The 12,654-nt window shown below is 34.5% G+C and carries 8 protein-coding genes; 5 read left to right on the top strand and 3 right to left on the bottom strand.

Features of this window, described 5'->3' with window-relative positions; translation table 11 throughout:
- Together AC1B0Z_RS00790 and AC1B0Z_RS00785 are read right to left on the bottom strand one after the other, a co-directional pair.
- Positions 1 to 1,563 carry an amino acid adenylation domain-containing protein gene (locus AC1B0Z_RS00790; protein ID WP_483793592.1) on the bottom strand — a complete coding sequence of 521 codons (1,563 nt, stop codon included), beginning with the start codon at positions 1,561 to 1,563 and terminating at the stop codon, positions 1 to 3.
- A gap of 1 nt (position 1,564) precedes the next feature.
- Positions 1,565 to 2,716 carry an acyl-CoA dehydrogenase family protein gene (locus tag AC1B0Z_RS00785; RefSeq protein WP_483793590.1) on the bottom strand — a complete coding sequence of 384 codons (1,152 nt, stop codon included), beginning with the start codon at positions 2,714 to 2,716 and terminating at the stop codon, positions 1,565 to 1,567.
- A gap of 449 nt (positions 2,717 to 3,165) precedes the next feature.
- Here AC1B0Z_RS00785 and AC1B0Z_RS00780 point away from each other — a divergent pair, with 449 nt between their 5' ends.
- Positions 3,166 to 3,792: a hypothetical protein gene (locus AC1B0Z_RS00780; protein WP_483793589.1), complete on the top strand. Its 627-nt coding sequence runs from the start codon at positions 3,166 to 3,168 to the stop codon at positions 3,790 to 3,792.
- Positions 3,793 to 3,867: 75 nt separating this feature from the next.
- On the opposite strand, the gene AC1B0Z_RS00775 is transcribed toward AC1B0Z_RS00780, so the two are convergent.
- On the bottom strand, positions 3,868 to 4,932 hold the full coding sequence (locus tag AC1B0Z_RS00775; protein ID WP_483793588.1) for an ornithine cyclodeaminase family protein: 1,065 nt from the start codon (positions 4,930 to 4,932) through the stop codon (positions 3,868 to 3,870).
- A gap of 235 nt (positions 4,933 to 5,167) precedes the next feature.
- On the opposite strand from AC1B0Z_RS00775, the gene AC1B0Z_RS00770 reads away from it, so the two are divergent.
- The 4 genes from AC1B0Z_RS00770 to AC1B0Z_RS00755 are packed head-to-tail and all read left to right on the top strand — an operon-like array spanning position 5,168 to position 12,644.
- Positions 5,168 to 6,394 carry a HupE/UreJ family protein gene (locus AC1B0Z_RS00770; protein ID WP_483793585.1) on the top strand — a complete coding sequence of 409 codons (1,227 nt, stop codon included), beginning with the start codon at positions 5,168 to 5,170 and terminating at the stop codon, positions 6,392 to 6,394.
- Between the two features lie 45 nt (positions 6,395 to 6,439).
- Complete coding sequence (locus AC1B0Z_RS00765) at positions 6,440 to 9,379, top strand: non-ribosomal peptide synthetase (RefSeq protein ID WP_483793584.1); 2,940 nt, start codon at positions 6,440 to 6,442, stop codon at positions 9,377 to 9,379.
- Between the two features lie 11 nt (positions 9,380 to 9,390).
- A complete protein-coding gene (locus tag AC1B0Z_RS00760; protein ID WP_483793582.1) occupies positions 9,391 to 10,182 on the top strand; it encodes a class I SAM-dependent methyltransferase in 792 nt (263 codons plus the stop codon).
- Entirely contained in the window at positions 10,179 to 12,644 is a 2,466-nt protein-coding gene (locus AC1B0Z_RS00755) for a condensation domain-containing protein (RefSeq protein WP_483793581.1), read from the top strand. The genes AC1B0Z_RS00760 and AC1B0Z_RS00755 overlap by 4 nt, the downstream gene beginning before the upstream one ends.
- The last annotated feature ends 10 nt before the right edge of the window (positions 12,645 to 12,654 follow it).

Below are 12,654 nucleotides of genomic sequence, written 5' to 3'. Positions count from 1 at the left end.
TTAATTTTTCTTTATTGCAATTATTCTTTTTTTATCAATTTTACCTGAGCTTGTTCGCGGTAAATCGCCAAGTATTTCTATTTCATTTGGAATAGCATAGGTTGCCAAATGCTTTTTGCAGTAAAAATTCAATTCCTTCGTGGTAACCGTTTTGTTTTCAAAAAGCAATATTGCAGCATAAATCTCTTTTTCATTTCCTTTATCCAAAACTATAACAGCCACTTCATTTACATCTTGATGATTGATTAATACCGATTCTATTTCGTCCAACTCTATTCTATAGCCTCTTATTTTTACCTGCCTGTCATTGCGTCCCACAAAAAATAAAACCCCTTTTTCATCTTGAAACACTATATCTCCTGTTCTATAATACACATATTCAATGCCTGCATCCAAAGTTTCTCGATAAAGTGACTTTTCTGTAAGTTCTTCGTTCTTCCAGTAACCATTCATCATAGTTCCAGATCTAATTATCAGTTCTCCACTTTCACCTGATTTAACCTGTTCGCCATCAGGATTAAGAATTTTAAAATCAGTATTCCCCCAAACCTCACCCAGTGGAAGTGATTTGGTATCAGGAAGTGTATTTTGAAAATTAAAAAAGGTACATTGATTAACTTCTGCTGGTCCATAAACATTGGAAAACGTTACTTGTGGCCACTTTTCCATTAGTTCTTTTAAGTATTTTAATCCAAAAACCTCTCCTCCAAAAAGTACCCACCTCAAAGTACTCATGTTTAACTTATCCAGCATTCCAGAATTTAAAACTTGAATTAGCGCTAAAGGAACAGAATACCAAATAGTAAGGTTTTCATTTGCTATAAGTTGTGCCAAACTACTTGGGAGTTTGGTATGCGCATCTGATACTAAAACGGTGCAAGCCCCCACTAAAGGGGCACTAAAATACCCGAAAGTTGAAATATCAAAATTAATGGGTGCATGATTGCCCACCCTGTCTTCATGGTGTAGATTATATAAGTCTGATGACAGTTTTGCATAAGTAAGTGCGCTTCTATGCGTATGCATTATACCTTTGGGCACACCAGTAGAGCCAGAAGTAAACATAATATATGCCAAATCGCTTTCTAGAATTTTTACTGGTTGGTATTCTACTAAATCAATTTTAAATATATCTTCCCATGATATTGTTTTGAAAGGAACATCAGGTGTTTGCCCAATGATACATTTTAAACTCAAATTGAAATCCAGCAACTTCGTTGTTTTAGATTTTAGTGCTGGCGCAGAGATTAAAAATGCTATTTCGCAATTCTCGATTACAGAGGTAGTTCTGGCATGTGGTGCCGTAAAGTCCAATGGCACATATACAGCGCCTGCCTTTAAAATTCCATAAATTGCGAATACCGTTTCCAAGCACCTATTAAGGTATATGCCTACCCTGTAGCCTTTTTTAACCCCAGAATCCACTAAATATTTAGCCAATTGGCTGGTTTTCTTATCTAGTTCTGAAAAGGTAACGGTATTGGTGCCGTACTTGAAGGCTTCTCGTTCAGGATAAAGCGCAGTAGAGTTTTTTATAATATCTGTAAGCGTAAATAGCTGCATGTTATAACCCTAAAATTTGGGAGATGATGTTCTTTTGAATATCTGAAGTTCCTGCGTAAATCACACCACCAACAGCATCTCGTAAATTACGTTCTATCTCAAACTCCGTAAGATAACCTGAGCCACCATGGCATCTTATGGCATCTAAGCTAGAAGTGATGAAGCTTTCACTTAAATGTAATTTTAAAAGGGCAGCCTCCATCATTGCCGATTTGCCTTGGCTCTTTAACCATGCCACTTTATAAAGTAATAATCTGGACGTTTCTAAACGCAATTTCATATCTGCAATCCTGTTTGAAATAGACTGAAATCGACCTATGGATTGTCCAAATTGTTTTCTGTTTTTCACGAATTTGATAGTATCCTCTAATTGATGCTCCATGGCTCCTAATTGACTTGCCAAAATATTACACCTATCGTATTCCAATGAAGCAATGGTAATGCTCCACCCTGCACCTTCTTTACCCAATCTGTTTTCTTCTGGAACAAAACAGTCCTTAAACTCCAAATCGCCAATAGGTACCGTTCTTAGCCCCATTTTACTCTTATTATCACTTTGGGTAAACCCTTTGGAACCTGCTTCAACTATAAAACCGCTTACGCCCCATTTTCCAAGTTTAGGGTTTGTTTTTGCAAAAACGAGTGCGATATCGCAAATGGGACCCAGCGTTATTAATCTTTTTGAGCCATTTAAGATATAACCACCATCAACTTTGGTAGCAGTGGTCTCCATATTAAAAACATCAGAACCTGCATTGGTTTCTGTTAAACCATGGCTCCCAATCCATTCCCCGGCAGCCAAAGGCATTAAATATTTCTCCTTTTGAAACGCATTACCAAACTGGGCAATGGGCAATTGTACCGTCCACATTTGGGCATTAAGACTAAATGGTAAACCGTTGTCCCTGCAGCCATAGCCTAAGCCTTCCATGGCTAAAGTTGCTGTTAAAATATCTATATCCTCTTCACGCCCGCCATACTTTTTCGGACTAGCCAAACCTTGTATGCCAAACTCGGCACATTTGTTCCAATCTTCACGAGAAAACTCTAGGGCATAATCGCGTTTACTTATAGTATTATTAAGGTTTTGTTCTGCAAATTCAATTACTTTTTTCTTATAATCAATTTGTGCTTTGCTCCAAGATAAATCCAAAATAGTAGATGTTCATTAATATTTAAATTCTTTAAATTGTAGTATCAATTAAATGAATTTAGGATGACTAAAATACTTTATATTGTTTAGTAAATCAAACTTGTAAACAGTAGCTTAACCAATAATTGCTTATTTTGACGAAAATATAAGTGGAACATAACATAGATATTCTAATATGGACTCGATTTTACAAAAATTTCTCGGTAAAACGGAAGGGGTTTTTACCAAAGTCATTACACAAAACACTTCCCTCTTTATTAAATATCGGTCTTTTAGCAGTTGTTTTTTTTATTAAATTGGTGGTATCGCAGTCTTATTGAAATTTCGGGTACAAACTTTAGCAAATTTGTACTGGTAAAGGAGCCCCAACAATATTTTTATTATCAGTCTATTTCTTTATATGTTCTAGTGTTTATATTCTAGTTTTAACTATTTTTCGCTATAAATTATTGCTTACAAAATGGAGAGATTTATTTGGTGGTAATTTTATACGTGCAGTAATAGGATGTTGTGCAGTTATGCTTTGTTGGTTTCATGTTTCTTACCCCCATCCGTATTTCATTGATGAATCTGTAATACTTGAAAGGATAGGTGTTGCAGCACTAACGGGATCCTATGTGCCCACCGAACTTTTTTGGCCAAAGTATTTTGAATTTCACAGATTTAATTTTCACTATTTCCACAAAGAACAAACACTTAGCATTAGTTGGGTAACCGTTGGAGAAAAGAAGTTGTTCCACGATTTGATTACCCCCAAATCTGCTGAAGAACTATTTGCCGTAGAACATAAGTATGGAGAAAATAAATTTAACCAAAAGCTGAGCTCTGATTTTGAGACATATTTTAGTAAATTCATCAATGACAGAGACACCTATAAATTAAGAAAAAATCCTTGGTTGACAGGTATTTCAGCACCTCCTCAACGAATATCAATGGATAGCAAAGATAACCTATACCAAGGGAATACTAAAGTTATCAAGCTAACCGTATATCAAAAACTTTCGTATTTCGATGGGGAAACTTATAAAATTATAAGAGAGAGACCCGTATATCACTTAGATATTAATTCTCAATAACTTGGTGCTAGACGAATCTTCTAAATATGGAAGTCAAGTTTTATCAGGATAACAAACTAATTGTGGAAGACGCTGTTAGGTATTAACCTTATGCTTAATAAAATGATAAGGATTTTTCACATCCTTGCTAATATTTTCAAGTGAAATATTTTTTCCTGTGCTAAACTCCTTAGCCAAATCTAAAAACAAGTCCATTACCACTTGGTCTTCCAGAGCCAATCCTGTAGAATCAAAAACTGTTAGCGAATGTCGCTTTTCTTTATACATATCATAATTCTGAATAACATTCACTAAATCTGCACCAATCTCATCATCGTTAAGCTGCTGGCATTCACCTTCAATTTTTGCCTGTTTCGTAAAATCAGGACAAACAAAACTTTTGCGTAGTAATGCCAACGGTATCTCTACCTTTCCTGGAAAGTCTGACCCTATTGCATTGATGTGCAAATGAGGCTTAACATCAAATTCATCAAATAAAGGCCCTTCTCCTACTCCGATTGAAGTAGCGGTGCAAACAATATCACTTTGAGTTAAGATGTTTTGAATATTTGATATTACAATTTCAATATCCAAATCAAGAATTTCAATTCTTTTACTCAAAGAATCCATACATTCTATATCTGTATCAAAAATCAATACTTTTTTAATTGGGAACAGTCTTGATATGGCATGCAATTGCGTAATACTCTGTGCACCACAACCCACTAAACCAAGAGTATTGCTGTCAGGGTGCGCAAAATATTTTGTAGCCACAGCAGATGCAGCACCAGTTCTAAGCGCTGTAAGCAACACACCATCTGCCAACCCTTTTAAGTGACCCGTTTTTGTGTCATAAGACGAAATAGTTGAAAGAATTGTTGGCAAATTAAAATTGGCGGGGTTTTGGGGATGATAACCAACTACCTTAATTACAACTTCTTCTCCTTTTTTGTAAACGGGCATCCATTCTACCAATCCAGGATTTTCGTTGTTATAATTAAAACCTGAGCGTATAGGTATAATTGTTTCTTCGGGATTAAAGTTTTTAAATTCATTAATGAGTCGAAAAATCAAATCATCCATCAATTTATTCTTTCCATACTCATTCATTATGGAATTAACATCTGTTGCAGATAATAGCAGCGTAGTAATATTATTCATAGCGTTAACGAAAAGCACCTGTTGCAACTACCAACAAGCGTTTTTTTTGAAATTTAGAGATTTTTATGAAATAAAGTTGCAATATGGCACATGTTTCGACAAGTGGATACTTTTTCAAGACATTAAACATTCGCTTCAATAAAAAACAACATTTAATCGATTATTTAGGGATTTCAATATTTTGGTAAGTTTTTTTCTTTTCTTGTATAAAAATTGCTAATTTAAAACCAGTAACATGATAAAATGTGTTTTTAATAGGAAAACTAATGTCTTCCTTACCCTTTTTCTTTTCTTACCACTAATAGTCCTAAGCCATATTCCCAACCAAAGCTATATTTTCCTTAGAATTTATGAAACAGATGGTATCCATGGTAGGTTTGAGATAAACACTAGGGAAATAAATAAAATATTTGATACTAGTTTTGATGACTCTGCCACTCTTGATGACATACAGCCTTATATCGAAAAGCTTAAAGCTTACCTGCTAAACCACAGCGATTTTTCTTCGAAACTAGGAAACCATAGAGTGATTTTTGGGGATGTTGGGATGTTTGAGTTCAATTTGGGAGATTTTGTACAGTTATATTTTGAATTAGAAAACACCATACAAATGCCCGATGAATTGCAGGTAACCTACAATGCTGTTTTTGAAAAAGACGATACACATCGAGGCTATTTAATAACAGAATACAACTGGCGTGCGGGCGTAATCAATGAAGAACGCAATATTACACTAGATTTTGCGCCTAAAAGCCCAACAGACACCATGGATTTAACCAAATACTCGGTTTGGAACGGTTTTGTAGCGATGGTAAAACAGGGCGTTTGGCACATCTGGATCGGGTTAGACCACATTTTGTTTCTGTTGGCCTTAATTTTACCATCAGTTGTGAGAAGAAAGAACAACGGTATTTTTGGCTGGGAACCTGTAATGACATTTAAACCCGCGTTTTTATATATCATTAAAGTGATTACATTTTTTACCATAGCGCATACCATCACATTAACCTTGGCCTCTTTAAAGTTAGTCAATCTTCCTTCGCAACTTGTTGAATCCGTTATTGCCTTTTCTATTGGTTTAGCTGCCTACCACAACATAAAACCCATCTTTAAAATGAAGGATTGGATTATTGCCTTCATTTTTGGTCTATTTCATGGGTTTGGTTTCGCCAGCGTTTTAGGTGATTTGGGGTTAACCGGTGAATTTTTAACGCTCTCGCTTTTAGGATTTAATGTTGGTGTAGAGATTGGTCAATTGGTAATTATTGCAGCAATTTTTCCTCTTCTTTATTTTATAAGAAAACGCAGTTTTTATCCCAAATTTTTAGTGTTCATCTCTGGATTATTAATCATAATCTCCTTATATTGGTGTATTGAAAGGTTTTTTGACATAAACTTACCACTTGATGAACAGATATTTCAATTTCTGTATGAAGTAGCCAAAGCTATTGGGTTAAAATAAAAAATTGCACCTGAAAATTTTCTAAATAAAATTTTCAAAACATATATGTCCGAAAAAGAAAAGAGTAAAGCCTCGTTGCTAGAGAGGTGGAAAAATAAAAAAAAACAGGAACAAGGCTCAGCTAATGAAGTTGTTAAGGCTCCTGAAGGCATCAACATACCGTTATCTTACGGACAAAAACAGTTGTGGTTTTTGCAGCAAATGTATCCCGACAACCCGTTTTATAACTACTCTGAAGTTTATACAATAAAAGGTAAACTTAATACTACCGTTCTAAAACAAGCACTTTTAAAGGTTTATGACGACCATAATATTTTAAAAAGTACTTATTACAACGAAAATGGTAAAATATATCAAAGTATTAATGAAAAACTACCTTTTACAATTACCGAACATGACCTTTCTACACTAGACAATACTACCGTTAAAAGTAAATCACGTAATATTTTTGAAAGGAATGCTAAACATTGTTTTAACCTTGTGACAGGTCCTTTAATCAATGCCTCCATCATTAAAGCAGCTGTAAATAAGCACTTCTTACAAATAACTATGCATCATATTATTACCGATGAGAGGAGCATGATGATTTTTAGGCAACAACTTTCAGAATACTATATAAAGCTTCAGGCCAGAGATACTATTAGTGCGCAAAAGGGCAAAATTCAATTTACAGATTACGCGTATTGGGAGAACAAAAACAGTATAGATTCTGATGATATTGAGTATTGGAAAAAAAAACTTTCAGGAGGTATTCCCATATTAAACCTACCAACAGACCATAAAAGGCCTTTACAATCAAAATTCAAAGGTAGATTATCCAAAAAACAAAGTTTCAGCAAACAGTTTTCCCAAAAAGTACTTGACTTAGCAAATACACTGGAGACTACGCCTTATGTACTAATGCTATCAACATATTACGTTTTGCTTCACAAATGCAGCGGTCAAGAAGATATTTTGGTTGGCTCTCCAATTACAAATCGAGATAAAACGTCATTAGAGCATGTTTTTGGTTTTTTTCTTAACACTCTTGTACTAAGGGCAAAAATAAACCCTAATACAATATTTAAAGATTTAGTAAATAACGTTAAAAAAACCACTTTAGATGCCATTAAACACAAGAACGTACCTTTTAGTGAGCTAGTTAAAGTTGTAAAAGTGGAGCGCAGCTTATCTGCAAACCCTTTTTTTAGAGCAATGTTTGTTTACAACCAACCACTTAAAATGCCATCTTTTGGAGATAATTTAAAAGTAAAGCATAAGTTTTTAGATCCTGAGGTTTCTAAATTTGATGTAACACTATTTGTTTCTGAGGACGATGGTAAACTCAGTACAAGATTTGAATATTCTACAGAATTATTCGAAGCCTCTAGTATTGACAGGTTTCAAAATTATTTCAAAAACCTACTTGAAAACATTGTATCACATCAAGATCTAAAGGTTAAGAACATATCCATGCTTACCCAAAACGAGATGGATTTGTTCCTTGGAAATTTAAAAGTTAACAAAAATCACTTCAAAAAGTTTAGTGGTATACATGAGGTGATAGCGCAATACGCCCAAAGCACCCCAAATGCGAAAGCTGTAACTTTCAAAGATGAGTCAATATCGTATAAAGAGCTAAATGAGCGTGCTAATAGTATAGCTTTTCAAATAGTAAAGCTCACAAGAGGCAAGAATGTAACGGTAGGTTTGTGCATGGAAAGATCTTTGGAAATGATTATTGGAATGTTGGCAATTTTAAAATCAGGATGCGCCTACTTACCAATAGATGTGGAATACCCTGAGGAACGTATTTTATTTATGCTGGAAGATTCTGGGGCTTCAGTTATACTCACGAATACCGGTACCGCCCTTTCATTTAAAAATTATACAGAAAACATAATAAATGTTAATGAAATAGATAATAACGCATCTTTAAAAACACCCGATTTACCAGCATCAGATCCCACCAATACAGCTTATGTAATTTACACTTCTGGCAGCACAGGTAAACCAAAGGGCGTACCTATATCTCATAGCAACATTTTAAACTCTACCAACGGCAGGCTAAATTATTATGAAGAATATCCATCATCTTTTTTATTAATGTCGTCTATAGCTTTTGATAGTTCCAAAGCTGGAATTTTTTGGACACTTTGCACAGGGGGTAATTTGGTAATTACTGAAAAACGCATTGAGCAAGACCTTTACAAACTTTCAAATTGTATAGCTTCAAATAAAATTAGCCATACCTTGATGCTTCCTTCACTGTACAAACTCTTATTGGAGTACGTTGAAACCGATACATTGGGAAGCCTAAAAACTGTAATAGTGGCGGGTGAAGCTTGTACAACTTCCGTTTGTATTCGTCATTTTGAAAAGCTACCAAAAGTAAATCTATATAATGAATATGGCCCTACTGAGGCCACCGTTTGGTGTATAGCCCATAAAATTGAAAAAGATAGTTATATTTCCAACTCAGTTCCCATAGGGAAACCTGTTTGCGATGCTCAAATATATTTGCTTGACAAAGAATTAAACTTAGTGCCTTTTGGACGTGCTGGGGAAATTTATATTGGCGGAGATAATTTAACCACTGGTTATCTAAACAGACCTGAGCTAAATGACAACTATTTTATAGAAAACCCCTTCAAAAAGGGAGAAAAACTATATAAAACAGGCGATCTGGCAAAATATACAACCCAAGGTAATTTATTGTTTTTAGGAAGAGCAGACGAACAGATAAAAATAAGAGGGTATCGTGTTGAGCTATCTGAAATAGAAAAAGCAATAACCTCTTTCAGTAAGGAAATAAAAGCGGCGCATGTACTTGTTGATACTGCTGAAGAAAGCATAAGTATGGAGCATTTAAATGAAATATCTCCTAATAGCGAAGATGTATTACAAATGCTTTTGAAAATAAATAAAAATGAAGCGGAAGAAATGATTGCATCGATTAAGCATTTAAGCGATAGCCAAAAAGAACACCTACTTAACCGTTTATAAAAATTGAGAAAATGAGAAAGATAAAACGATCAAAGGCATTTGAGATTACACTAAATATACATGATGAAAATTTTATTCGCCCACCAAAAGATGCGCAGCGAAATGCCATAATTAATAGAGCGTTGAAGGAATTTGTTGGAGATTTAACAATCCTAAACGAACAGGCGAAGCACTTTGTACCTGGCGCAACGGCAACACCACTTAGTGAGAACAGAGAGCAAAAAATACTTGAAGCCCAAGAAATAATGGAAGATTGGCAATTACCTTTAATGCAAGAGATGGCAAAAACTATTGCTCAAAATGGTGGAGATATTCTGGAAGTAGGCTTCGGGAGAGGGATTTCTGCTAATATGATTATGAAATATTCCATAGATTCCTATACTGCTGTAGAATGTAACGACCATGTTGTAAACAACTATTTTAAAGATTTTAAATCTAAATACGGCACTAAAAATATTAATCTTGTACATGGCCTTTGGCAAGATAATATTGAAACACTTGATAAATTTGATGGCATCCTGTTTCACACGTATCCACTAAACGATGATGAATACATGCAGTATGTAAATGGCAGTATTACATTTGCTGAACATTTTTTTAAGCATGCTGCAAACCATCTAAAAAAGGGTGGGGCTTTCACTTATTTTTCTAATGAAATAGATTCTTTAAGCAGGGAACACCAACACCTACTTTTACAGCATTTCTCCTCATTTAGTGTTCACACGGTTAAATTAGATATGCCTCATGATGTTGCCGATACTTGGTGGGCTAATTCAATGGTAGTAATAAAAGCTGTAAAATGAGCCATCACGAATTAAAACATAAAATAAACCAATTATCAAGCGATGAACTAAAGCTTTTAGCTTTTACTGTTAAAAGTGCCATAAATAACAAGCTTGTTACGATTGCTGAAGATTCTCAAAAAAAAATTATTGCTTTTGTAAAATCTAAATCACCTTTAAATACTGACGATTTAATCAAATATTTAAGAGCTAACATGCCAGACTACATGGTACCTTCCTCCGTAGTTGTTTTAGAGGATTTACCCATGCTGCCTAACGGAAAGGTGAACAAAAATGAGTTATTAAGAATTTTTAGTAACAGGACTGTTACCGAACATGATTTGGCAGATGTTTTATCTCCTAAAAACGACATAGAACAAAAACTGGTAAAAATATGGGAAGACGTTCTGGGGTTTGAGCCCATAAGTACAAACGATAACTTTTTTGAAATAGGTGGCGACTCCATATTGAGCATTCAAATTGTATCAAGAGCTCGTAATGAAGGTATTGATTTAAAAGCGAATCAGCTATTCGAAAACCAAACCATTGCCGAACTTGCACTTATAGCAAGCCAAAGCACAGATTCTGAAGAAAAAAAAGATGGTATCAAAATCATACAAGATAAGCTAGTTAATATTTGGGAAGAGGTTTTAGGGTTTTCCCCCATCCATATAAATGATAACTTTTTTGAAATTGGTGGAGATTCTATTTTAAGCATCCAGATTGTTGCCAGAGCGCGTAAGGAAGGTATCGATTTACAAGCAAATAAACTGTTTGAAAACCAAACTATTGCAGAACTTGCAATTACAGCAAACCAAAGCACAGATTCTGAAGACAAAAAAGATGGTATCAAAATCATACAAGATAAGCTAGTTAATATTTGGGAAGAGGTTTTAGGGTTTTCCCCAATCCATATAAATGATAACTTTTTCGAAATTGGTGGAGATTCCATTTTAAGCATCCAAATTATTGCTAAGGCACGTAAAGCAGGTATTGAACTAAAGGCTAATGAGTTATTTGAAAATCAAACAATAGAAGAACTATCACATGTTGCCAGTACCCTTGTAACTGCAGGTCTAGAGACAAATCAGGGTATAGAACTTACTGGAGAAGTCCCCCTAACCCCAATTCAACATTGGTTTTTTGAAACGCATAAAAAAGCACCGCACTATTGGAATCAAATTATACAGTTGCATAATACCAATAACATATCAAGCAAAACCCTTGAAATTATATCAAAACAAATTATCGCCAACCATGAAGCGCTTCGGCTAGGTTTTAAAAATACATCTAAAAATTGGACTGCATTTATAAAACCCGCTTCGCAAACAAAAGCATTTAACAGCGTTAATTTAACTGAGCAGTCTATAGATGAGCAAAATGACAAAATAGACGAAGAATTACTAAAATTACAACACGAAATCGATTTGGCTAAGGACAGCCTATTTAAGGTTATATATTTTAATTGTAATTCAATTCAAACTAATAAAATAATTATTGTTGCGCATCATTTAGTTGTAGATCACATATCCTGGAATATTATTTTTAATGACATTAAAAGTGCCCTAAATGATACGATTTCAAAACACAATTATAGAACAACACTAAAAGATTGGAGCGATTACCTTATTCAATTATCAAAACATGTAGATTTCAATGAATTAAAATACTGGGAGTCACAATTAGTTGAACACCAAAATCTCCCAACCGATTATACCTCTGTAGTTTCTACTTTTACTGAAGATTCCACTTTCACACATTCAGTTGAGTTGCATAAAGAGCAAACCGCGAATTTAGTTAAGCATGCCCATTCAGCCTACAATACTACGATTGAAGATTTGTTAATTACGGCACTAATTGCCACCATTGGCAACTGGAGTAATTTAGAACGGATCACCCTAGGCATAGAAAAGCAAGGACGTACCATAAAAGATTTGGAAATGGATTTCTCCAATACAGTTGGTTGGTTTACATCTTATTTTCCTGTTATGTTCAATTCTAATAAAATTGAAGACACGGCCCTATTGATAAAAAGAACAAAGGAACAACTAAGAGCTATACCAAACAATGGCATAGGCTTTGGTATTTTAAAATACCTAACCAACAATAATGAAGTATTAGATAAACTAAACCCAAAAATTCTATTTAATTATCTTGGTAAATCTTCAACCTATCACAACGAAGATGCACTGCATTTTACCTTTGCAAAAGGCAAATTGTCAAGACATCCAGAGAGTGAACGCAACTATGAAATTGAAATTAATGCATATATTACAGATGGGCAATTGATTGCTAACTGGAGTTTTACTAAAGCCCTGTATAAAGATAGCACCGCCATAATGCTAACCAATGCGTTTATAAGTAACTTAGACAGTATTATTCAACATTGTTTAGGGAAAGATGGCGTATCTTATACGCCTTCAGATTTCTCTGAAGTAGATTTAGACCAAGACGATCTAGATAATTTATTAAGCCAATTTTAACCACAATTTT

It is taken from the genome of Hyunsoonleella sp. J2K-J805, assembly GCF_057167125.1.
This window is presented reverse-complemented; position numbering and strand designations above follow the sequence as displayed.

Excerpts from the sequence above, each read along its gene's own strand:
- AC1B0Z_RS00790 (WP_483793592.1), bottom strand. The coding sequence starts at position 1,563 with ATGCAGCTATTTACGCTTACAGATATTATAAAAAACTCTACTGCGCTT.
- AC1B0Z_RS00775 (WP_483793588.1), bottom strand. The coding sequence starts at position 4,932 with ATGAATAATATTACTACGCTGCTATTATCTGCAACAGATGTTAATTCC.
- AC1B0Z_RS00770 (WP_483793585.1), top strand. The coding sequence starts at position 5,168 with ATGATAAAATGTGTTTTTAATAGGAAAACTAATGTCTTCCTTACCCTT.
- AC1B0Z_RS00765 (WP_483793584.1), top strand. The coding sequence starts at position 6,440 with ATGTCCGAAAAAGAAAAGAGTAAAGCCTCGTTGCTAGAGAGGTGGAAA.
- AC1B0Z_RS00760 (WP_483793582.1), top strand. The coding sequence starts at position 9,391 with ATGAGAAAGATAAAACGATCAAAGGCATTTGAGATTACACTAAATATA.
- AC1B0Z_RS00755 (WP_483793581.1), top strand. The coding sequence starts at position 10,179 with ATGAGCCATCACGAATTAAAACATAAAATAAACCAATTATCAAGCGAT.